Source organism: Streptomyces sulfonofaciens (assembly GCF_014656295.1).
In the GTDB taxonomy this organism is placed as follows: Bacteria; Actinomycetota; Actinomycetes; order Streptomycetales; family Streptomycetaceae; genus Streptomyces; species Streptomyces sulfonofaciens.
On the sequence record NZ_BNCD01000001.1, the window covers coordinates 209,975 to 231,287 of the forward strand.

The window sequence follows — 21,313 nt, forward strand, 5'->3', positions numbered from 1 at the left end:
GTCCGCACCCCGACCCGGCTGGTCAGGGCCCGGCGCCTGCCGGCCAGGGCCCGGCGCCTGGTGGTCGGCCGTGCGCGGCACGCGCGCGCACGCCGATGGCCGCAGTGGTGGCCGCTGCCCGCCTGTGCCGCGCTCGGCCTGCTCGTCGGCGGCGTGTACGGCCTGGTGAGGGCCCCCCAGTACACGGCCACCAGTTATGTGATCGCGGTGCCGGGGAACAAGGCGGACACGGCACGCGCGCTGGGCTTCGCGCAGGCGTACGGCCGGGTCGCGACCCAGGTGGCGGTGCTCGCCGACGCGCCGGTGTGGGCCCGGGTCCCGGTGGCCACGCTCCGCAGCGGCGTACGCGCGGAGACCTCGCCGGACGCGCCGATGATCGCCATCACCGCCACCTCCTCGCGCCTGGACAGGACCGCCGACATGGCCAACGCGGTCTCCAGGACCCTGATCGCCTACGCCGAGCGGACCCGGCGCGACACGGACGTACGGCTCGTCCCGTTCTCCCGCGCCATCGACCCCGCCGCGCCCGCCTCGGCGTCCGCTCCCCTCTCGGCCCTGGTGGGCGGTTGCGCGGGCGGTCTGCTGGGCGGCCTGGCGCTGCTCGCCCGCCCCCGGCGCCGTCCGGACCCCGCCGCACCGCCCGCGGTGCCCGCTCCCGCCTCCGCCGCCGACCTCCAGGGAGTCCGCTGATGAGGACCACGACGAAGGCACGGCAGCCCCGGACGGACAGCACTGCCGCCGCGGCCCGCCCTGCCGCCCCGGCCGGGCGGGACCGCCCGGCCGGGGCGGCAGGGCCCGGCGCACGGGACGGCTCGAAGCCGGCCGGCCGGGGGCTGTCCGCGCAGGTGTGCACCTCCGCTGACGAGTTCGGCGCCCTCGAAGCGGAGTGGGACCTGCTGCACGGCCGCTGCACGGCCGCCACACCGTTCCAGACGCACGCCTGGCTGCACTCGTGGTGGCGTGCGTACGGGGCGCGCGGGGCGGGTCGCGGCCTGCGGGTGGTGCTGCTGCGCGCGGCGGCCCCGAACGCGGGGGCCGAAGGGGCCCAAGGGGCCGGGCGGCTCGTCGGCGCCGCCGCGATGATGCGCGTGCACCGGCCGTTCCCGGCACTGGTGCCGCTGGGCGGCGCGATCTCCGACTTCTCCGACGTCCTGCTGGACGACGCGTACGCGCAGCAGGCTGCGCCGGCCCTGGCCGAGGCGCTGGCCGGGGCCGCGGGCAGCGCCCTGGTCGACTTCCGCGAGGTGCGGCCGGGGGCCGCGCTGGAGCGGGTGTACGCGTGCTGGCGGGGACCGCGCAGGACACTGCCCGACTCGCTCTGCCTGGAGCTGCCCGCCGTCCCGATGGACGAACTGGTGGCACGCCTGCCGTCGTCCCGGGGCCAGCGCGTCCGCTCGAACCTGCGCAAACTGGCCGCGCTGGGCGTCGAACGCCGGGTGGTGGCGCCCGAGGAGGTGCCCGCCATGCTGCGCGCCCTGCTCGCACTGCACCGGGTGCAGTGGCAGTGCCGGGGCAGGAAGGTGACGGGTGAACACCTGCGGCCGCGGTTCGCCGGGCACCTGGAGCACGCGGTGCGGGCGATGGCGGCGCGCGGTGCGGCGGCGGTCACGGAGTTCCGGCTCGACGGCGCGGTGGTGGCGGTCGACCTGACGCTGCTGGCGCCCCGGCTGGCCGGCGGCTATCTGTTCGGCGCCGACCCGAGGCTGCGGGAGCGGAAGGTGGACGTGGCGACGATGCTGATGCACTCGGGCACCCTGCACCTGGCAGAACTGCGGGACCAGCGGGGCTCCCGGGACCCGGCGGGCGGGCCCGGCGTGCTGAGCCTGCTGCGCGGCGACGAGCCGTACAAGCACCACTGGCGGCCGGAACGGGTCGTCAACCGGCGCCTCCTGCTGGCCCGCGGGCGCTCCGCGGCGCTGCTGACCGCGACGGCCTGGGACTCGGCGGCCCGCTCGCGCGCCAAGGCCCTGCTGCGCAGTCGCCGGGAAGGCATCGGCACGGCCGGGTGAGGACCGGGGTCCGGCGGCGCACGCCGCACGGCACCGCCGTCCCGGCCCGGCGGCCGCACGCCTGCGCCGCGGTGTGAGCGGCCCCGCGGGGCCGTCCGCACCGCGGCGCAGGCGCCGTGGCCGGAAGGCCGCCGGCAGCGCCTGGCCGGGGCCGCCGGCGAGCCTGCGCCGGGGGCTACCGGCGAGCCGCCGCCCTGCCCCTGCGGTACAGGATTCCGCCGCCGGCCAGCAGCACCGCACCGAGGCCGCCGGCCACCAGCGTGGTCGGGTCGCCGCCGGTCTCGGCCAGTTGCGGGGCCGCCACGGGCAGCGTGTGGGCCTCGTGGACCACGGGCTCGTGGTGCTGCGGCGCGGGCGGGTCGGGCTGCGGGGCGCGCGGCTCCGGAGCCTCGGGCTGCGGCGCGTCGGGCTCCGGGCCGTCCGGCTCCGAGCAGTCCGGGTCCGGGCTGTCGGCCTGCGCGTCCTGCTCGTCGCCGACGGTGACGCAACCGGCGGTGAGCTCCTGGATCGGGTCGAGGCCGCCGATGCTGCCGCAGACGTTCACGGGCCCGTCGACGGGCGACTGCGGGATGCCGCCCAACAGCGTGCCGGCCGAGTCCGTCACGATCGCGTCCGCGTCGGCGAACGCGTAGCCGCCCGGAACGGACAGGATGCCCGTCACGGCCGCGGCCGTGAGCATTCCCTTACTGAGGACCTGTCGCACTCTAGTTGTCTTCCTGCTCGCAATGGGGAGCCGGCCTGTCCGGTTGACCGTCCAGGTCCGGCACTGACACAGCCTGGCCGGCTGTTGTAAGTGCCACGTGATACGTGAACGCGGCCGGCCGCGGGAACGGCAGGAGCGCTCTGAGGCGTTTCCGGTTTCCTTTTGTGCTTTTCTGGATAACGGACGCACGTAGGCACTGGCATCTGTTCAACTGCGCCGCATCGGAATGGTTTCGGGTGCTCACCCGGTCGATGTTCAGAAACTGCCACCACGCGGCCAGAAATCCCGCGACACAATCGCGTTCCATTCCGGGTCCGGTCCCCCCGGCAGCGTCCTGCCCTGACGGCGCCATGCCTCGAGCAGGGCGGTGTAGACCGGCTCGGCTGCGCGGTCCTCATGAGGTCGCCGGCTCGCCGGAATCATTCCGTGGCGTTTCCAGCCGCCCTGGCCCTGGGTCATGGTCCCTCATCTCCTCCGGTGTCCCGACGACCCGGGAGCGACCCGCACGCGGGATTGGCACAAAAGAGTTGTCCGGGCGCGCCGCGCCCGGCAGGCGTCCGCACCTTCGACATGCCGGTCATACGCTTATTGCGCTGGAAATGCGTGGGACGGAGCCCGTTGTGGAAAAGCAGAAGAAATCACCGCCCACCAACCAGGAGAACCGGCGGTGGAGTGCCGTGCTCACCGCCGCCGTGCTTTTCGCGCTGGCCGCCGGGATCGCCGGCGCATCGCTCGCGCTGCCTCAGCGGGTCCAACGCGCGGACAGCCTCACCGGTATGCGGGAACGTCCGAATGGCGGACCCGGCACCAACATCCTGCTGATGGGCACGGACGGCCGCGGGACGGTCACGGCGCGGGAGAGGAGCCGGTTCCGGCTGGGCGGCGCCGGGTGCGACTGCACCGATGTGCTGATGCTCGTGCACGTCTCCGACGGGCACGGGCGCGTCAGCGTCGTGGGGCTGCCACGCGACTCGTACGCGCGCATCCCCGCATTTCGCGATCCGGGCACCGGGCAGCGCAGACCGGCGCGTTCGGCGAAGATCAACGCCGCCTACGGCGCGGGCGGCGCGCCGCTGGTGGTCCGGACGGTGGAGGAGATGACGGACGTCCGGATCGACCGCTACGTGCAGGTGGACTTCCGCCGTTTCATCGACACCGTCGACGCCCTGCACGGCGTGGAGGTCTGCACCCAGCGACCGCTGCGGGACACCGCCAGCGGACTCGCCCTCGCCCCGGGTCGGCACCTGCTCGGCGGCGGACAGGCCCTCCAGTACGTGCGCGCCCGGCACACCGACGCCGCCGCCGACTTCGGCCGGATCCAGCGGCAGCAGCGGTTCCTGGTGGCCGTGCTGGAGCGGCTGCGCACCACGCGTGCGCTCGACGACCCCGTCCGGGTGGCCCGGCTCGGCCGCGCCCTGCTCGGCCCCGGCCGGGCCGGCGAACAGCTCACCGTGCCGCAGCTCGTCGCGCTCGCCGGCGCGCTGCGGCAGTTGCGCCCGGGCGCAACGGAGTTCGCGACGGTTGCGGTGGGCACCGGCCGGGTGCGGGTCCCGGGCGGCGGGACCGCGGTCGTCTGGGACCGCCGGCGCGCCGCCGCGCTCTTCGCCCGGCTCCGCGCGGACCGGCCGCTGACCGCGGCCGACCCCGGCGCCCGCTGGGCCGATCCGCCGCTTCCCGGCGGCGACCCGCGCCCCGTGCGCGGCAGCACGCTGGCGTGCCGCTGAGGCACGGCCCCTACCGGACCGCCGAGCCGGACGGCGGCGGCGATCGCCCCGGCCTGCGAGCGCACGCACCCCGGCCGTCAGGCGCACAGGACGGAGCCGCACCGTCCGGCGCACAGGACAGAGCCGCACCGGCGCCGTGTCCGCCGCCGGCGCGTCCGGCGCGCCGCTTCGCACCGCACCCCTCGGCCGCCCCGGCCCCGGCGCCCCGTACCGTGGTGGTGTGTACCGGTTCCTGCTGACGCCCCGCTGGTGGGGGATCAACGTCTTCGCGCTGCTCGCGATCCCGCTCTGCGTCTTCATGGGCACCTGGCAGCTCAGCCGGTTCGAGGGGCACGTGCGGGACCAGCACGCCGCCGACCGCGCGTCCGGCGCCCACCGCCGCGCCGCGCCCCGGCCGCTCGACTCGCTGCTCCCGGTCAGCCAGGCGACCTCCGGCGAACGGGCCACGGCCACCGGGCGCTACGCCACCCAACTGCTGGTGCCGCACCGGCAACTGGACGGCAAGGACGGCAGTTACGTCCTCACCCTGCTGCGCACCGCGAGCGGCAGGGCCCTGCCGGTGGTGCGCGGCTGGCTGCCCGGCCCACCGCGGCCCGGCGCCGTACCGGCACCGCCCACCGGCCGGGTCACCGTGACCGGCTCGCTGCAGTCCTCGGAGACTCCGGACACGGACGGCGTCACCGACACCGGTGGCCTGCCGTCCGGCCAGGTCGGCATGATCAGCGCGGCCTCGCTGGTGAACCTCGTCCCCTACCGGGTCTACGACGCCTGGATCACGCTCGACAGCGCGGCGCCCGGTCTGAAGGCGGTGCCGGCCGTCGCACCGCAGGGCAGCGGCCTCGATCTGAAGGCGTTCCAGAACCTCGGCTACACCGGCGAGTGGTTCGTCTTCGCCGGCTTCGTGGTCTTCATGTGGTTCCGGCTGGCGCGCCGCGAGGCGGAACTGGCCAGGGACGCCCGGCTGGGCCTGGTCACCGCCGAGGACGGCGACGCGGGCACGGAGGACGGCGACGCGGGCATCAGGAACGGCGGTGCGGGCACCGAGGAAGGACGTACCGAGGCGACCACCGCGCCCCGCTCCCCCTGACACCCGTACGGGTGGGGTGCGCGGGCCCCGGGCGGCGCCCGGCCTCGTCCGCGCGAGCACCGCGCAGGCCCTCACGGGCCGGGGCCGCGGCCCGACGCCCCGGTCGGCGGGCTCACACGCCAGGGCGGCGCCCGGGTGCGTCCAAGGGCTGTCCCGTGATCCCCAGTGGATCGGCGAGCGGCGTCGGATGCGGTCGATCGCAAGGCGGAGGGTCGTCCTCGTACCGGGTCGTATGTGGGCGATCCCGACAACGCGGCGGGTGGCCGTGGCCGGCGTCGGGAGCCCGCCGGGGATTACGGGACAGCCCTCAGGACGCGGGCAGCAGGCCCGTCCGGTAGAGCGTGCCCGCACAGGCGTTCGGGATGGTGGTGCCGGCGGTGGGCGCGCCGGGTTCCGCGGTGTGCGAGACGGCGACGCTGCCGTCCGCGGGATCGCCGTCCTCCCGGTAGAGCTGCGGACTCGCACCGGTGTCGCCGCCGGCGGCCGTGGGGGTGTCCGAGGAGGTGGGGTCGGGCGACGCGTCGCCTCCGCTGGGACAGGCCGCGGACGGCACCCAGGCGAACTCCACCTGGTACGACTGGCCCGGCGCCAGGATCAACTGGGCGGGCTGGTCGGCGGGCGCGGGCAGTCCGGTCGCCGGGTCGCCCGCGGTGTGGTCGACGACGGTGATCCTCGCCGGGTCCGCCGCGCCCTGGGCCAGGGTGGCGACGGTGCCCGCGCCGTCGACCGTGCAGTCACTGCCGGAGACGTTGGAGACGCGGAAGCTGCCGTAGACCTTGCCTTCTGCGTCCGGCGGGCCGACGCTCGCCTGGGCGTTGCCGAGCGCGCTCGCCACACAGCCCGGTGAGCGGGCGGCCAGGGTGTTCTCCGGGTCGGGGCTGCCGGCCGAGCCGGCGTCGCCCGTGCCGTGGCCGTGGGAGCCGTGGGCGGCGCCGTCGTGTTTGGAGTGGCCGGATCCGGACGGCTGCCCGGCGCCCTGCCGGCCGCCGTCGGCCTCCTTGCCGTGGCCCGTGCCGCCGGGCACGTCCTGGTCGTGGCCCGCGACGGCGGTGCGGTCGTGGCCCGCGCCGCGGGAGTTCGAGACGTGGATGAGCGCGGGCACCGCGGTGCCGAGCAGGACGACCGCCGCGGCGGCGCCCACCAGGGCCTGCCGCTTGCGGGCCCGCCGGGCGGGCACGGCGCGGCGCAGCCGTTCGAGGCTCTGCTCGCCGGGCCCGACCTCCTTGACCGCCTCCCGCAGCAACCGGCGCAGCGCCTGCTCGTCGGCGCCGAGGCCGTCGTTCTCGCCGGACTCGTCGGGGCCGGACGGCCACGTCCCCGGGTCGCCGGGGCCGCCGTCGCCCGAGCCGCCGCCCGTGCCGGAGCCGCGTCCCGGGCCGCCGGGCCCGCCGGGGGCGTCGTGGCCCCGCGGGCCGGTGGCGGGCGGACCGGTGCGCTCCATGGGGCCCTCGGGGTCCGTCCGGTGGCCGGGGGCCGCCGTGTCGGGCACGTTCGCGTGCGGGCCCTGGATGCCGGGGCCCGCAGTCCCGCGAGCGGTCCCGTCACCGCGAGCGTTCCCGTGCGGGAAGCTGTCGGAGGGGGCGTCGTTCACTGTTGGGTTCCCAGCGTGGTGTCTGTCTGTGTGCCGGTCGACCTGGGCGGGCGGACCGAGGCGGTCGTGCGGATCGTACCGACCGGGGATGCGGGGGGTGCGGGGGTGGCCGGATCCGGGGCGGGCGCCGCGCGGTCCCGGCCCGCCGGCCCGCCCGTACCTGTGGTGCCCTCCTCCGGCGGTGTTCATGCCGGTGCCCCCATGGCCGTGCGCAGGGCGGCGATGCCGCGTGAGCCGTACGCCTTCACGGAGCCGAGCGATATGCCGAGCGTCTCGGCCACCTGGGCCTCCGTCATGTCGGCGAAGTAGCGCAGCACCAGCACCTCGCGCTGCCGCCGCTGGAGGCCCCGCATGGCCTTGATCAGGGCGTCACGCTCCAACTGGTCGTAGGCGCCCTCCTCGGCGCTGGCCATGTCGGGCATCGGCTTGGTGAGCAGCTTCAGGCCCAGGATGCGGCGGCGCAGCGCGGAGCGGGACAGGTTGACGACGGTCTGGCGCAGATAGGCCAGGGTCTTCTCCGGGTCGCGGACCCGCCGGCGGGCCGAGTGCACCCGGATGAACGCCTCCTGGACGACGTCCTCGCAGGACGCGGTGTCGTCGAGGAGCAGCGCCGCGAGGCCGAGGAGCGACCGGTAGTGCGCGCGATAGGTCTCGGTGAGGTGATCGACTGTGGTGCCCGCGGCCATCGTGTCGTCAGCGCCCTCGCGCTGGGTCGGCACGGTGCGCGCTGCGGGCATCGGGGCGATCACCGGCATGCCGCCGGGCATGCGCGGCCGTCTCGGCGGCCTGAGAACGGCGCCGCCGACCGGCGACACCGTGAATGCTGGGTATTTGACGACCTCTGCCACGCAAGTTGGACACTCTTCCCCCCGTCAGGGTTGTACACGCCGGCAGAGTCGTATGCGCCGTACACACCGTGCTTCTCGTTCCGGCCGGACACCGCTCTCGCGGGCACCGCTGTCGGCGGTGCACCACCTGCTCCCCTCCGCATCAGCCCTCCCCTGTGCCCGCGCGGTCCCGGCGGTGCGACACCTCCGGGGTTATCGCGAAGACGCCGTCCGGCTCCCGCGCGGTTCCACGGATCGAAGAGAGAATAAGAGAGCATATTCGGCCGCCGGGTCCGGATGCGTTCGGACGTGTCCGGACGCATCCGGACACGTCAGGACCGGGTGGAGTACTCGCGGCGGTGACGGGGGGCGGTGACCGTGCGCCGGGCCCGGACTCCGGCCCCTGCCGGCCCGGGACCGGGCCCGGTGGCCCGCCCGGCTCAGGCCCCGGTCAGCTCCGCGGCCACCAGCTCGGCGATCTGGGCGGTGTTCAGGGCGGCGCCCTTGCGCAGGTTGTCACCGCAGACGAAGAGGTCGAGCGCGGTGGGATCGTCGAGGGCGCGGCGGACCCGGCCGACCCAGGTGGGGTCGGTGCCGACGGCGTCGGCGGGGGTCGGGAACTCGCCTGCCTCCGGGTCGTCGAAGAGCACCACACCGGGCGCGGTGGCCAGGATCTCCCTGGTGCGGTCGACGGTGACCTCGCCCTCGAAGCGGGCGTGCACGGTCAGCGAGTGGGTGGTGACGACGGGGACCCGGACGCAGGTGGCGGTGACCTTCAGCCGCGGCAGCCCGAGGATCTTGCGGGACTCGTCCCGTACCTTCATCTCCTCCGAGGACCAGCCCTCGTCCCGCAGCGACCCGGCCCACGGGACGACGTTCAGCGCGACGGGCTCGGGGAAGGGGCCCGTGCGGTCGCCGACGGCGCGCCGCACGTCGCCGGGGCTGGTGCCCAGCTCGGTGCCCGCGACCAGCGAGAGCTGCCGGCGCAGGGTCTCCACACCGGCGCGGCCCGCGCCGCTCACCGCCTGGTAGGAGGAGACGACCAGTTCGCGGAGCCCGAACTCGGCGTGCAGCGCGCCCACCGCGACGATCATGGACAGGGTGGTGCAGTTCGGGCCCGCGACGATGCCGCGCGGACGGATCCGGGCGGCGTGCGGATTGACCTCGGGCACGACCAGCGGCACCTGGGGGTCCATCCGGAAGGCCGCCGAGTTGTCGACCACGACCGCCCCGTGCGCGGCGGCGCGCGGCGCCCACTCGGCGGCGACCTCGTCGGGGACGTCGAACATGGCGACGTCCACGCCCTCGAAGGCCGCCTCGTCGAGCGCCACGACCTCGACCTCCTCGCCGCGCACGGTCAGCTTGCGGCCGGCCGAGCGCGGCGAGGCGACAAGGCGGATCTCACCCCAGATGTCCGCGTGCTGGGACAGGATCTGGAGCATGACCGTGCCGACGGCCCCGGTCGCCCCCACGACCGCAAGCGTCGGGCGCGCGGACCGCTCCATCAGCGGCCGGTGCCCCCGTACACCACGGCCTCGTCCGAGTCGGAGTCGAGCCCGAAGGCGCTGTGCACGGCGCGCACGGCCTCGTTGACGTCGTCGGCGCGGGTGACGACCGAGATGCGGATCTCGGAGGTCGAGATCAGCTCGATGTTGACGCCGGCGTCGCTGAGCGCCTCGAAGAACGCGGCCGTGACCCCGGGGTTGGTCTTCATACCGGCTCCGACCAGGGAGATCTTCGCGATCTGGTCGTCGTAGCGCAGCGAGTCGAAGCCGACCGTCGACTTGATCTTCTCCAGGGCGTCGACGACCTTGCGGCCGTCGGTCTTCGGGAGCGTGAAGGAGATGTCGGTGAGGCCGGTGGACGCCGCCGACACGTTCTGCACGATCATGTCGATGTTGATCTGGGCGTCGGCGATGGCGCGGAAGATCGAGGCGGCCTCGCCGGGCTTGTCCGGTACGCCGACAACCGTGACCTTGGCCTCCGAGGTGTCGTGGGCGACACCGGAGATGATGGCCTGCTCCACCTGCTGCTCTCCCTGCTGTCCTCGTGTCCCGTCCGGGCGCTCATTGGTCACCCAGGTGCCCGGGAGCCCCGAGAACGAGGACCGGACGTGGATCGGGATGTCGTACCTGCGTGCGTACTCCACACAGCGGTGGAGCAGCACCTTGGAGCCGGAGCTGGCCAGCTCCAGCATGTCCTCGAACGAGATGCGGTCGATCTTCCGCGCCTTCTTCACGACGCGCGGATCGGCGGTGAACACACCGTCGACATCCGTGTAGATCTCGCAGACGTCGGCCTCGAGTGCGGCGGCGAGCGCCACGGCGGTGGTGTCGGAGCCGCCGCGGCCCAGGGTGGTGATGTCCTTCTTGTCCTGGGACACGCCCTGGAAGCCCGCCACGATGGCGATGTTGCCCTCGTTGATCGACGTGCGGATCCGGCCCGGGGTGACGTCGATGATCCGGGCTTTGGTGTGCACGGAGTCGGTGATGACGCCCGCCTGGCTGCCGGTGAACGACTGGGCCGCATGGCCCAGGTTCTTGATCGCCATGGCCAGCAGCGCCATGGAGATCCGCTCTCCGGCGGTCAGCAGCATGTCGAACTCACGGCCGGCCGGCATCGGGGATACCTGCGCGGCGAGATCGATCAGCTCGTCCGTCGTGTCGCCCATCGCGGAAACCACGACAACCACCTGGTTGCCGTTCTTCTTGGCTTCCACGATCCTCTTGGCGACGCGCTTGATGCCCTCGGCATCGGCTACGGAGGAGCCTCCGTACTTCTGCACGACAAGGCTCACGTGCGCTCCTCGCTCCATCAGTGCCATCGCGCACTCTGCACAAGTGCGGCTCCGTCATTTTACCGGGGCCCCGGAATCCGACCCGTCGACCGGCTGCCCAGAGCGCATCTGCCCCGCATCCGGGAAGACCACTCGGAAAGTGGCTCGGGTCACAACGGACGCCCCCGCCGGGGTGTGCTCCGGCAGGGGCGGCCGGTGCCTACCGGCCCTTGCGCAGCCCGAGCGGACCGGCGATCTCGTCGGCCATCACCTTGCCCGCCTCCTCGGCGAGGGACTCCTCGCCGAGGTCCTCGTCGGTGTCCAGGCCGTCCAGCTCCTCCAGCGGCTGGTTCAGCCGGACGTGCGCCACCAGGGACTGCAGGGCGCGCAGGGCGGCGGAGGCGGTGGAGCCCCAGTTGGAGAAGTACGAGAACTGCCACCACCACAGGGCCTCGACGGTGCGGCCCGCACGGTAGTGCGCCATGCCGTGCCGCAGGTCGGTGACGACGTCGGCGAGGTCGTCGGAGATCCGGCAGGCCACGGGCGCCTTGCGCGGCTCGTACGGGTCGAAGACCTCGGAGTAGACGTCGACCGGGTCGAGCAGCACCGCGAGGCGCTCGCGCAGCTCGGCCCCGTCCTCGGCGTCCCGCTCGGGTCCGAGGTCGGGTTCGTAGCGCTCGTCGGGGACGATGTCCTCGTGCGCGCCGAGCCGGCCGCCGGCCAGCAGCAACTGGGAGACCTCCAGCAGCAGGAACGGGACCGCCGAGTCGGGTTCGTCGCCCTTGGCGACCTCGGTGACCGTGACGATGAAGCTCTCCACCTGGTCGGAGATCTGCACGGCGAAGTCGTCCGGGTCGCCCGCGGCGGTGCCCGCCGCTCCCCGGGCGTCGTGGGTGGTCGCTTGCAGCGTGGTGTCAGACATCTAGGAGTCGTCTCCCCTCGAAGGCGCGGCCCAGCGTGACCTCGTCCGCGTACTCCAGGTCCCCTCCCACCGGGAGGCCGCTGGCCAGGCGGGTGACCTTGAGGCCCATGGGTTTGATCATGCGGGCGAGGTAGGTGGCCGTGGCCTCGCCCTCCAGATTGGGGTCGGTGGCAAGGATCAGTTCGGTGACGGTGCCGTCCGCGAGACGGGCCAGGAGCTCCCTGATGCGGAGGTCGTCGGGGCCGACGCCCTCGATGGGGCTGATCGCCCCGCCCAGGACGTGGTACCGGCCGCGGAACTCACGGGTCCGCTCGATCGCCACCACGTCCTTGGGCTCCTCGACCACGCAGATGACGGCCGGGTCGCGCCGGGGGTCGCGGCAGATGCCGCACTGCTCCTCCTGCGCGACGTTGCCGCACACCGAGCAGAACCTGACCTTCGCCTTCACTTCGAGGAGCGCCTGGGCCAGGCGGCGGACGTCGGCCGGCTCGGTCTGCAGGACGTGGAAGGCGATCCGCTGCGCGCTCTTGGGACCGACGCCGGGCAGCCTGCCCAGTTCGTCGATGAGGTCCTGGACCACGCCTTCGTACAACGGACTGCCTTCCTGCGGGTGGCACGTGCTTACGTGTTGTGTGTCTCACATGTCCTGCGGTCTCGCAGACCGTGCAGGTCGCGAGGGTGGTGCGGCGGTCACGGCACCGGGTGCCGCGGTGCCCGGCCGGTGACCGTGTGCGCCGGCCCGGCCCGTCGGTGGCCCTTCGGCCCTCGGAGCGTTGCAGCCGTCCCATAAGGGCCCGGTCAAGACGGCTCGGACGGAGCGGGCGGGTCGGCCCGGTCGGATCGGACGGGCCGCGCCGGGCGAGGGGCGGGACCGGAGCGGAACGGACGGTTCAGAAAGGCATGCCCGGGATGCCGCCGCCCAGTCCCTGGGTGAGCGGGCCGAGTTTCTGCTGCTGGAGCTTCTGCGCGTTCTCGTTCGCCGCCTGGACCGCCGCGACGACCAGGTCGGCCAGGGTCTCGGTGTCCTCCGGGTCCACCGCCCTGGGGTCGATCTCCAGGCCGCGGAGGTCCCCGGCACCGGTCACGGTCGCCCGCACCAGGCCGCCCCCCGCCTGTCCCTCGACCTCGGTCTCGGCCAGCTCCTCCTGCGCACGCGCGAGTTCCTGCTGCATCTTCTGCGCCTGCTGGAGCAGTTCCTGCATGTTGGGCTGCCCGCCACCGGGAATCACGATCGGCTCCTGTCGTCGGCTGTCCGGGGTCGTCCGCGTGACCCGCCTGACACGAGCCTACGTGTTCCGGCAGCCGCCCGCGCCATGCATCCCCGCGCGGGACCCGGGCACCCGGCACGGGTGTGGACCGGCGATGACGGCACGGAGAACGGCAGGTGGTGGAGGTCATGCCCGAGCTGCCCGACGTCGAGGCGTTCCGTGGGGTCCTGGCGTCCTGTGCGCAGGGGGCCGTGATACGCCGGGTCGACGTGTACGACAGCGGGGTGCTGCACGGGGTGAGCGCGCGGCGGCTCCGCACCGAGCTGACGGGCAGGGCGTTCGCGGCACCCGAGCGGCACGGGAAGTGGTTGCTGGCCCCCACGGTGCGCGGCTCCGAGGCGGCTCTTGAGACGGCGCTTGAGTCGGCTTCCGAAGGGGCTCGCGAGGGGCCGGAGCTGCTGGTGCACTTCGGGATGACCGGGGAACTGGTCTGCGAGGACGCCGGGGCGGGGCTGCACCGGCACGACCGGGTGGTGTTCACGGTGGAGGGCGGGGGCGCGGAGGGCGACGGGGACGGGGACGGCGGCAGCGATCGGGGCCGGGACCGGGGCCGGGACCGGGGCGGCGGCGGGGGCGGGAGCGGCGGGGCACGGGAGCTGCGTTACCGCGATCAGCGGAAGCTGAAGGGGCTGTGGCTGGTCGACGCCGGCGGGGCGGACCGGATGCTGGCCGAGCAGGGGCCGGACGCGGCGGAGGTGGGCCGGACGGGCTTCGACGAGCTGCTGGCCGGGCGGCGCGGTGGGCTCAAGTCGGCCCTGACCGACCAGTCGGTGATCGCGGGGCTGGGCAACCTGCTCGCGGACGAGATCCTGTGGCGGGCGCGGCTGCACCCGTCGGAGGCGGTGAGCGGGCTCTCGCAGGAGGAGCGGGGACGGTTGTACGCACAGGTGCGGGGGACCGTGCGGGCGTCGGTCCGGGCGGGGCGCGTACCGGGCCGCGACTCCTGGCTCACCGGGCACCGGGACGCCCGCGACGCGCACTGCCCGCGCTGCGGCACGGCACTGCGGCGCACCCGTGTGGCGGGCCGCACCACGGTGTGGTGCCCGCACTGCCAGCGACGGTGAGGAGGCACAGCGACCCGCTCTTCGGCGCGGGCCCGGCCCACTTCGACCCGCAGGCGTCCTGCCGCGGCCCGGTGCCCGCCCGCCCCGCCCCCGTGCGGCGCCCCCGCACCGCGCCCCGATCCCGACGGTGGCGGCCGCCGCCGCGCCGCGCCGCCCGTACGGGGCGGCGGGCAGCGGTCGGCCGGGGCGCGGTCGGCCGGGGCGCGGCGGCGGGGCGGTCAACTGAAGACGAGCATCGAACCCTGGGCAAGGCTGCGCGTCGCCGCCGTGTGCAACCCGAGCCACACGTGCCGTTCGCGGGCGAACGGACTGTCGTCGGCGGGCGGCGGGGCCGCGGGCTCCTCCAGGCTCGTCGGCCCCGCGGGCGCCCGCGGTGGCCGGGGCGGGCTCACCGGATCGATCCCGATGGACGGCGCCACGTACTCCAGCTCGCGCAGCAGCGCGTGGGACGACCCCAGCGGCCCGCCCCCGGCCAGCAGCTCCTCGTTGCTGAGCGGCACCGCGAAGTCCACCGGCACGTACGCGCCCGCGTGGTCGTAGTGCCACACCAGGTGCGACTGCTGGGCCGTCGTCTCGAACATCTCCAGCAACTGCTCGTAGTCCCCGCCCAGCTCGTCCACCGGCGTCACCGCGAGCCCGCACACCTGGAGCAGGTACGCCCGCCGCAGGAAGTGCAGCGCGTCGTAGTCGAAGCCCGCCACGGGCGCCACGTCACCGGACAGGCCGGGCATGTACGAGTAGACCGGCACCGGGGGCAGCCCGGCGTCGTTCAGGGTTCTGTCGTAGAGCGCCAGTTCCTCGGCGAAGGGGTTGTCGGGGCTGTGGCACAGCACGTCGACAAGCGGGACCAGCCACAGGTCACAGGCCAAGGAAGACTCCTCGCATAGCGCGGCACACGGCTCGGGTCGCCGGGCACGCCCCGTACCCGGCGGTGGGAGATCAGGACAGCAGGGACCGTACGGATCGCAATGCCGGCCCCCGGCTCCGGCACGGTACGTGGTCAAGGAAGCGTAATGCGTCAACGGCCCCTCAGCTCCCCCGGTGCACTTCCCGTACCCCGGTGGCAGCCCCGTCCAGTTGCCAGATCCAGACACCGTCCACCCACCGGCCCGCCCGTCCGAGCAGCTCCTGGAGCACCCGCCGCAGCGCACCGTCGTTCGGCTGCGGCGCAAGCACCACGAGACCCGCACGCCAGTACGCGAGGTCCCGGCGGGCCTGCGCCCGCCAGGCGCCGCCGATCGGCGGCACCCGCCCCGAGTACCGCACCTGCCTGAGCAGGTTGGAGGTCCAGCGCGGCGGGGCGCCGTAGATGCCGGTGCGCTCGGGGCCGTAGGGGCCGTTGAAGTAGCCGCCCGGCACGCTGAAGCCGAGGCCGGCGGCGGTCTGCCAGTGCAGGGCCTCCGCGTTGCCGGGGTCCGGCAGCGGCACGGGGACGAGGGTCCTGCCACCGCCGGTGTCGAGGTACGACGCCCAGGTGCCGTCGGCGATGAACGGCGGCACCGGCACCCGGTCCACGGCCTCCAGCGGCGCCGGAGCGATCGGCAGCAGCGCGGCGGCCACCGCGGCCAGGCCCAGTGCCCGCATCCCGCGTCCGGTCCTGGCGCCCGCCGGGGCGGCCGGGGCCGCCGACGGGTGCGGGGACGGCCGGCGGCGGACCGGCAGGAGCGCCGCCACGCCCAGTGCCACCAGCATCCCGAGCACCGGGGCGCACACCATCGCCACCCGTGACTCGATGACGGACTCGAAGAGCGGCAGATGGGCGAGGAGCGCCCACGGGCCCGGCAGGACGGTACCGGTGCGGGGCACCGGGATCCGCGGTCCGAGCGAGAGGACCGCCGCGGCCAGCGCGGTCCAGGCCAGGGCGCGGACCACGGGCCGCGCCCACAGCCGTACCGTGATCGCGAAGGCGAGCGCGACCAGCGGCCAGCCGTAGAACGCGTTCTGCTCGGTGGGGTTGGCGGCGAGCCGGGCGGCGGTGTGCACGTCGCCGGCCAGCGAGCCGGCCGCGAAGGAGAGCAGGGCGAGCGGGCTGTTGGCGGCGTTGTCACCGTGCGGCACGCGGCCGTAGCTCTGCGGTCCCAGGAACTGCCAGTACAGCGGGTAGGCGACCAGCGGCAGGCAGAGGGCGGCGGCGACCGGCAGGCCGCGTGCCAGGGGGCGCCACGCGGCGCGCGCGGCATCCCGCCGCACCACCCCGTACCCCGCCAGGAACAGCACGAGGCCGAGCACCGCGAGCAGCAGCGGCTCCTCGCCCAGGAAGACCTGGTACGCCGTGTACAGACCGAGGACCGCACCGTGCCGCACGGCCCGGTCCCGGCCCTCCGTGCACAGCCGCAGCACCCGTTCGACGATCAGCGGGACCATGAACAGGACCACGAAGTTCGGGTGGGCGTTGGCGTGCGAGGCCATCGGCGGCGCGAAGGCGGCGAGCGCGGCTCCGAGGGCGGCGGCCGGGCGGCTCGGGGTGAGCCTGCGGACGATCAGCCGGTACCAGGCGCCGGCGGTCGCGGCCAGGCCCAGCGTCAGCACCAGGGCGAGGCTGAGGGCCGGGCCGAAGAGCCGGGTCACGGGCGCGAGGGGGACGGAGAGGCCGAGCATGGCGGTGTTCGCCATCAGGTTCACGCCGTCGGGGGCGTTCTGGAGGGTGGTGAAGAGCGGATCCTTCAGCCGGGCGACGTGCTCCGCGGTGACCGCGAAGAACCACTCCCACTGGTTCTGGTCCTGGAGCGAGTTCGGCAGGTAGCGGTGGCGGGGCCCGCCGCCGCTCCAGCGGCCCCAGTACAGCGCCACGGACATCGCCAGGAAGAGTGCGGGCGCCAGCAGGTCCGCGCGGCGCACCCCGCGGGCCCTGAGCAGGGTCAGCTCGGCGAGCACCTTCGGGTAGTCGAGCGCGCGTACCTTCGAGCCCTCCTGGTGGGCCCAGCGCACCGGCACCTCCACCACCGGGCGCCCGGTGCGGCGCAGATGGCGCAGTATCTCGACGTCGATGCCCCAGCCGGTGAGCCGGGACGCGGCGAACGCCTCCCGGGCGACATCGCCGTCGAAGAGCTTGAAGCCGCACTGGGTGTCGCGGATGCCGGGCACCGCGATCCCGCGGATGAGGTAGTTGCCACCGCGCCCGAGGAGCTCGCGCAGCCGGTGCTGGTGGGTCTCTATCGTGGCGCCGGGCGTGGCACGCGAGCCTATGGCGGCCGCGTACCCCTCGGTGAGCGCCTTGTCGAGCGCCTCGAGCTCCTCGATGGGCGCGGCCAGGTCGGCGTCGGTCACCAGCACCCGGCGCCCGTAGGACGCCAGCACGCCCTGCCGCAGGGCGTGGCCCTTGCCGCGGTTGCGCCCGCCGCTGACGAGGTGCACCCGGGGCTCGCGGGCGGCGGCAGCGGCGGCTATCTCACGGGTGCGGTCGCGGGAGCCGTCGTCGACGACGATCAGCTCCCACTCGCCCCAGGGGCCCGCCTCGCGGCCGCCGGGAAAGGGCGCGCGCGGACCGCCTCCCGGCCGCTCGCCGCGCAGGTAGGCGCAGATCAGGTCCAGCGTCGGGCCCAGGCGGCGCTCCTCGTCGTACGCGGGGACGACGACCGTCAGATCCACCCCGCTCATCCAGCCGCCAGCCGTTCGACCAGGGCGAGGGCGTGGGCGTTGTAGGCGCAGACCACGGCGCGGGCGGCGCGCGAGTCACGGCGCAGCAGGGCGTCGACGAGTTCGGTGTGCCCGGCCCACAGCACGCCCCTGAGGTCGCCCGCGCGGCGCAGCAGCGGTACGGCGCAGGCCCAGCACTGCACGCGCAGCCGGTGCAGGAAGTCGGCGACGTAGGGGTTGCCGAAGAGGGCGTTGAGTTCGCGCCAGAAGCGCAGGTCGTAGCCGATGAGTACGTTCAGGTCGCCCGCGCAGGCGGCACGCTGGGCCTCCTCGCCGCGGCGGCGGACCGCGAGCAGGGCGCGCTCGGCGCCCACCCCGAGCGGTGGCTGTCCGTCCGCTCCGTGCGGCGTCCCGGATCTGCCGTACCTCTCCGGCCTCACCGGCCTCTCCGGCTTCTCCGGACGCTCCTGGCCCTCCGGACGCTCCTGCTTCTCCGGACGCTCCTGCTTCTCGGGCCTGTCCTGCCGGGCCGTGCCGCACGGCCCGCGCTGCACGAGGTCGCTGAAGATGCCGTCCGCGACGAGGGTGCGGGCCTCGATCATGCCCCGGTAGTCGTCGACGGAGTACTCGTGGACGCGGAACCCGCGGTGCTGGACGGCGTCGAGCAGCCCCTGCGCGGAGAGGTCGACCAGCGCCTCGCGGACCGGTGTGGCGGAGACGCCGTACTGCTCGGCGATCTCCTTCACCGTGAACTCCTGCCCGGGACGCAAGCGCCCGGCGAGCACCTCGTCGCGGAGTGCGTCGGCGATCTGCTGGCGCAGGGTGCTGCGGGTGACGGCAGGGCCGCGCATCGTGGGCGTGCCTCCCGATCGCGTGGTCGCGGAAGTGGATACGGACGGACTTACGACGGAGTAACCCTACGCGGCGGTTCACCTGCCCCGTCGCGGCCCGCGCGGTGCGGCCGCCCGCACGCGGCGCCGCCCCGGCCGTCGTCCGGGGCGCGCGGCACGCCCGGGCGGCGGGCGGCGCGCCGGGGCCCGGACGGCTCGGTGCCGGAAGGTGCCGGTGTGCCGGACTACCCTTGTGCCGTTGCCTGTTGGCATCAGACCGGGGGAGGCGGCGCGGCGATGGAGAAGCTGGGGCCGGCGGACCCGCAGGAGATCGGTGCGTACCGCCTGCTGGGCCGCCTGGGCGCCGGAGGCATGGGCCGGGTGTTCCTGGCCCGCTCCGGGCGGGGCCGCACGGTCGCGGTCAAGCTGGTCCGGCGCGAGCTGGCCGAGCAGGAGGAGTTCCGCGCCAGGTTCCGCAAGGAGGTGCAGGCGGCGCGGCGGGTCGGCGGCCGGTGGACCGCGCCGGTGCTGGACGCGGACACCGAGGCCGCCGTGCCCTGGGTCGCCACCGGGTACGTGGCGGGCCCCTCGCTGCAGGCGGTGGTGGGCCGGGACCACGGCGCGCTCCCCGAGCGTTCCGTGCACGTACTCGCCGCCGGCCTCGCGCACGCCCTGGCAGACATCCACGCCGCGGGCCTGGTGCACCGCGACCTGAAGCCGTCGAACGTCCTGGTCACCATAGACGGCCCCCGCGTCATCGACTTCGGCATCGCCCGCGCGCTGGAGACCGTCACCGACGGCGGCCTGACCCGCACCGGCGGCCTGGTCGGCTCGCCCGGCTTCATGGCGCCCGAGCAGGTCCGCGGCGAGCGGATCACACCCGCCTGCGACGTCTTCTGCCTGGGCTCGGTGCTCGCCTACGCGGCGACGGCCAGGCAGCCCTTCGGCGCGGCGGGCAGCGGTGCGCACGCGCTGATGTTCCGCATCGCCCAGGAGGAGCCGGACCTGACCGGCCTGCCCGAGAGCCTGTCCGCCCTGGTCCTGCACTGCCTGCGCAAGGACCCGGCGGCCCGGCCCGGCATCCCTGAGATCCTTCGGCTCACCCGTGCGCACGTGGCGGACGGCCGCTCCCGCGACCCCTGGCTGCCCGGCGCCCTCGTCGCCCAACTGGGCCGGCACGCGGTGCGCCTGCTGGAGGCGGAGGACCCGCAGGCCGGGCCCGAGGCGACCACGGGCGGCCACCCGACGCACCCCGCACCCGGCCCCGGCCCCGGCCCCGGCAACGCTCCCGGCCCCGGCCCCGGCAACGCTCCCGGCACCGGCCCCGGCCGCGCGGACGGCACCGGCCGCAGGAACGGCACCGGCCGAAACGGTGGCGTGCGGGGCGACGGCGTGCGGGACGGCGGCCTGCGGGGCGACGGCGTACGGGACGGCGGCGTGCGGGACGGCGACCACGGCAGCCGGCGCAACGGCACGGACCGGCAGGGCCGCGTCGGCCACCGCGACGGCGGCGAGCGGCAGGGGCGCCCCGACCTCGCCGCGGAGCCCGGCCGCGGCCCCGCCCCGGGCGCCCCCGGCCCCCGCGCCACCGGGCCGTCCGGGCCATCCGGGCCATCCGGGCCATCCGGGCCATCCGGGCCACTGCCCAGCGTGGTCTCGGGAGGTACGCCGCAGGCTCCCGCCAGCCCGTTCGCGACCCCCTCGCCGACCGGCCCGTTCGGGCCGTCCGGCCCGCCACCGGCACCAGCCCGCGGCACGCCCGCGGTCCCGCGGGACCCGGCACGCTCCGGCGCCCGCAAACCGCCGACCGCCCCGGCCGCCCCGGGCACACCGGGCGCACCCGGCACCCCCGCGCAGCCGCCCGCCCGCACCCCCGCCGCCCCGGGCCACGGCGCCCCGGCCAACGGCTACCCGCGTGCCCGTCCGCCCGCTCCCCAGGGCCCCCCGCAGCCGGGCCCGGGCGGCCCGGGTGCCCGAGGCGGCCCTGTCGCACCGGGCGGCCCACGCGGTCCCGCGGCACCGAGCAGCCACCGCCGTCCGGTCACGCCCGGCGCGCCAGGCGGGGTGTTCCCCGGCGCGCCCCGCACCGCGTTCCCCGGCGGGTCCCAGGTCCCCGCCGCGCCCGGCACCGCCCACCCCGGCGCTCCCCAGGTCCCCGGCGGGCCCGCGCGGCCCGGTTCCGGTGCGCCGTGCCCCTTCGGCACGGGTCCCGTCGCCGGCGGGCCCGCAGTGCCGCAGCCGCCGCCCAACAGCCGCCGGTCCACCGTCGCGCTGATCGTCGCAGCGGTGCTCGTCGCAGCCGGTGCGGGCGGGTCCGTGTACGCGCTGATGAAGGGCGGCAGCGGCGGGGGCCACACGGCACCCACCGCGACCGCGTCCCGCGGGTCCGGCCGTGCGCAGGGCGCGCCGCCGCCCGAGCACTCCCGGGCGCCCGGCGGCGGGCGGTCGTCCCCGGCGGCCGCCCCCGGTCTCGTGCCCGGGCGCTACCTCGGCACCTGGAACGGCGGTATCGACACGGCCGCCGGCCACAGCACGCGCCGGCTGGTCATCCGGCAGGGCGAGGTCGGCGACACGGTGCTCACGCTCACCGCCGACGGCCCCACCGACGGCGGCGGCACCTACCACTGCGTCTTCGAGGCGCCCCTCCAGTCCGCGCCGCACGCCAAGGGACCGCTGCGGATCGGCCCGTCCGTGGTCACCACCGGCGAGCCCGCCACCTCCTGCACCCCCGGCGCCCCCACCAGCCTGGCCCTGCTGCCGGACGGCAGGCTACGGCGCACCAGCACGGACTCCGGCGAGCAGCTCACGTACACCAGGACGCGCTGACGGGGCACACCGGCGCGGACGCGCCGGGCACAGACCCCACGCACGGACCGGACAGGGGCACACGGACCACAAGGGCCCCGTGCGCCGCGGCCCGCGCACGCCGGCCGGCC

18 protein-coding genes are annotated in these 21,313 nt (G+C 75.3%); 6 read left to right on the forward strand and 12 right to left on the reverse strand.

What is annotated here, in order from left to right; translation table 11 throughout:
- The first annotated feature begins 36 nt into the window (after positions 1–36).
- Both IE313_RS00765 and IE313_RS00770 read left to right on the forward strand, forming a co-directional pair.
- Positions 37–690 (forward strand): YveK family protein, encoded by a 654-nt coding sequence (locus IE313_RS00765; protein ID WP_373316901.1) that lies wholly within the window; start codon positions 37–39, stop codon positions 688–690.
- Positions 690–2,009, forward strand: a complete 1,320-nt coding sequence (locus IE313_RS00770) for a GNAT family N-acetyltransferase (RefSeq protein WP_189928883.1) — start codon at positions 690–692, stop codon at positions 2,007–2,009. The genes IE313_RS00765 and IE313_RS00770 overlap by 1 nt, the downstream gene beginning before the upstream one ends.
- Positions 2,010–2,184: 175 nt before the next feature.
- Here the strand turns inward: IE313_RS00770 and IE313_RS00775 are convergent, their stop codons facing one another.
- Together IE313_RS00775 and IE313_RS00780 are read right to left on the reverse strand one after the other, a co-directional pair.
- Positions 2,185–2,688 carry a chaplin family protein gene (locus IE313_RS00775; protein ID WP_229924269.1) on the reverse strand — a complete coding sequence of 168 codons (504 nt, stop codon included), beginning with the start codon at positions 2,686–2,688 and terminating at the stop codon, positions 2,185–2,187.
- 279 nt (positions 2,689–2,967) lie between these two features.
- Complete coding sequence (locus IE313_RS00780) at positions 2,968–3,171, reverse strand: hypothetical protein (protein ID WP_189928885.1); 204 nt, start codon at positions 3,169–3,171, stop codon at positions 2,968–2,970.
- A 161-nt stretch (positions 3,172–3,332) separates the two neighbouring features.
- Here IE313_RS00780 and IE313_RS00785 point away from each other — a divergent pair, with 161 nt between their 5' ends.
- Positions 3,333–4,436, forward strand: coding sequence for an LCP family protein (locus IE313_RS00785; RefSeq protein WP_189928886.1), 1,104 nt, complete (start codon positions 3,333–3,335; stop codon positions 4,434–4,436).
- Between the two features lie 220 nt (positions 4,437–4,656).
- The gene (locus IE313_RS00790; protein WP_189928887.1) at positions 4,657–5,523 is read left to right on the forward strand and encodes an SURF1 family protein; all 867 of its coding nucleotides are present in this window, start codon (positions 4,657–4,659) and stop codon (positions 5,521–5,523) included.
- A 307-nt stretch (positions 5,524–5,830) separates the two neighbouring features.
- Here IE313_RS00790 and IE313_RS00795 read toward each other — a convergent pair whose 3' ends face one another.
- From IE313_RS00795 to IE313_RS00825, 7 genes are all read right to left on the reverse strand, one after another.
- Positions 5,831–6,964 (reverse strand): hypothetical protein, encoded by a 1,134-nt coding sequence (locus tag IE313_RS00795; RefSeq protein ID WP_189928888.1) that lies wholly within the window; start codon positions 6,962–6,964, stop codon positions 5,831–5,833.
- Positions 6,965–7,299: 335 nt separating this feature from the next.
- On the reverse strand, positions 7,300–7,881 hold the full coding sequence (locus IE313_RS00800) for a SigE family RNA polymerase sigma factor (protein WP_373316879.1): 582 nt from the start codon (positions 7,879–7,881) through the stop codon (positions 7,300–7,302).
- A 500-nt stretch (positions 7,882–8,381) separates the two neighbouring features.
- A complete protein-coding gene (locus tag IE313_RS00805) occupies positions 8,382–9,446 on the reverse strand; it encodes an aspartate-semialdehyde dehydrogenase (RefSeq protein ID WP_189928889.1) in 1,065 nt (354 codons plus the stop codon).
- On the reverse strand, positions 9,446–10,738 hold the full coding sequence (locus tag IE313_RS00810; protein WP_189928890.1) for an aspartate kinase: 1,293 nt from the start codon (positions 10,736–10,738) through the stop codon (positions 9,446–9,448). The genes IE313_RS00805 and IE313_RS00810 overlap by 1 nt, the downstream gene beginning before the upstream one ends.
- 199 nt (positions 10,739–10,937) lie before the next feature.
- Complete coding sequence (locus IE313_RS00815) at positions 10,938–11,639, reverse strand: DUF5063 domain-containing protein (protein ID WP_189928891.1); 702 nt, start codon at positions 11,637–11,639, stop codon at positions 10,938–10,940.
- Positions 11,632–12,231 carry a recombination mediator RecR gene (gene recR, locus IE313_RS00820; protein ID WP_189928892.1) on the reverse strand — a complete coding sequence of 200 codons (600 nt, stop codon included), beginning with the start codon at positions 12,229–12,231 and terminating at the stop codon, positions 11,632–11,634. The genes IE313_RS00815 and recR overlap by 8 nt, the downstream gene beginning before the upstream one ends.
- Positions 12,232–12,529: 298 nt before the next feature.
- Positions 12,530–12,868: a YbaB/EbfC family nucleoid-associated protein gene (locus IE313_RS00825; protein WP_189928893.1), complete on the reverse strand. Its 339-nt coding sequence runs from the start codon at positions 12,866–12,868 to the stop codon at positions 12,530–12,532.
- A 167-nt stretch (positions 12,869–13,035) separates the two neighbouring features.
- Between IE313_RS00825 and IE313_RS00830 the strand changes: the two genes are divergently transcribed.
- Complete coding sequence (locus IE313_RS00830; protein WP_189928894.1) at positions 13,036–13,971, forward strand: DNA-formamidopyrimidine glycosylase family protein; 936 nt, start codon at positions 13,036–13,038, stop codon at positions 13,969–13,971.
- Between the two features lie 218 nt (positions 13,972–14,189).
- Here the strand turns inward: IE313_RS00830 and IE313_RS00835 are convergent, their stop codons facing one another.
- The 3 genes from IE313_RS00835 to IE313_RS00845 form a co-directional block, all read right to left on the reverse strand.
- Complete coding sequence (locus tag IE313_RS00835) at positions 14,190–14,840, reverse strand: putative DNA-mimic protein (RefSeq protein WP_189928895.1); 651 nt, start codon at positions 14,838–14,840, stop codon at positions 14,190–14,192.
- A gap of 160 nt (positions 14,841–15,000) precedes the next feature.
- A complete protein-coding gene (locus IE313_RS00840; RefSeq protein ID WP_189928896.1) occupies positions 15,001–17,568 on the reverse strand; it encodes a dolichyl-phosphate beta-glucosyltransferase in 2,568 nt (855 codons plus the stop codon).
- Positions 17,565–18,398, reverse strand: coding sequence for a GntR family transcriptional regulator (locus IE313_RS00845; protein WP_189928897.1), 834 nt, complete (start codon positions 18,396–18,398; stop codon positions 17,565–17,567). Before IE313_RS00845 ends, IE313_RS00840 begins: the two co-directional genes overlap by 4 nt.
- Before the next feature lie 276 nt (positions 18,399–18,674).
- On the opposite strand from IE313_RS00845, the gene IE313_RS00850 reads away from it, so the two are divergent.
- Entirely contained in the window at positions 18,675–21,203 is a 2,529-nt protein-coding gene (locus IE313_RS00850) for a serine/threonine-protein kinase (RefSeq protein WP_189928898.1), read from the forward strand.
- Positions 21,204–21,313: the final 110 nt, after the last annotated feature.

What these genes read in the sequence shown, in the direction of transcription:
- IE313_RS00770 (WP_189928883.1), top strand. Translation starts at nt 690, where the DNA reads ATGAGGACCACGACGAAGGCACGGCAGCCCCGGACGGACAGCACTGCC.
- IE313_RS00775 (WP_229924269.1), bottom strand. Translation starts at nt 2,688, where the DNA reads ATGCTCACGGCCGCGGCCGTGACGGGCATCCTGTCCGTTCCGGGCGGC.
- IE313_RS00780 (WP_189928885.1), bottom strand. Translation starts at nt 3,171, where the DNA reads ATGACCCAGGGCCAGGGCGGCTGGAAACGCCACGGAATGATTCCGGCG.
- IE313_RS00795 (WP_189928888.1), bottom strand. Translation starts at nt 6,964, where the DNA reads ATGGAGCGCACCGGTCCGCCCGCCACCGGCCCGCGGGGCCACGACGCC.
- IE313_RS00800 (WP_373316879.1), bottom strand. Translation starts at nt 7,881, where the DNA reads ATGCCCGGCGGCATGCCGGTGATCGCCCCGATGCCCGCAGCGCGCACC.
- IE313_RS00805 (WP_189928889.1), bottom strand. Translation starts at nt 9,446, where the DNA reads ATGGAGCGGTCCGCGCGCCCGACGCTTGCGGTCGTGGGGGCGACCGGG.
- IE313_RS00815 (WP_189928891.1), bottom strand. Translation starts at nt 11,639, where the DNA reads ATGTCTGACACCACGCTGCAAGCGACCACCCACGACGCCCGGGGAGCG.
- IE313_RS00830 (WP_189928894.1), top strand. Translation starts at nt 13,036, where the DNA reads ATGCCCGAGCTGCCCGACGTCGAGGCGTTCCGTGGGGTCCTGGCGTCC.
- IE313_RS00840 (WP_189928896.1), bottom strand. Translation starts at nt 17,568, where the DNA reads ATGAGCGGGGTGGATCTGACGGTCGTCGTCCCCGCGTACGACGAGGAG.
- IE313_RS00845 (WP_189928897.1), bottom strand. Translation starts at nt 18,398, where the DNA reads ATGCGCGGCCCTGCCGTCACCCGCAGCACCCTGCGCCAGCAGATCGCC.
- IE313_RS00850 (WP_189928898.1), top strand. Translation starts at nt 18,675, where the DNA reads ATGGAGAAGCTGGGGCCGGCGGACCCGCAGGAGATCGGTGCGTACCGC.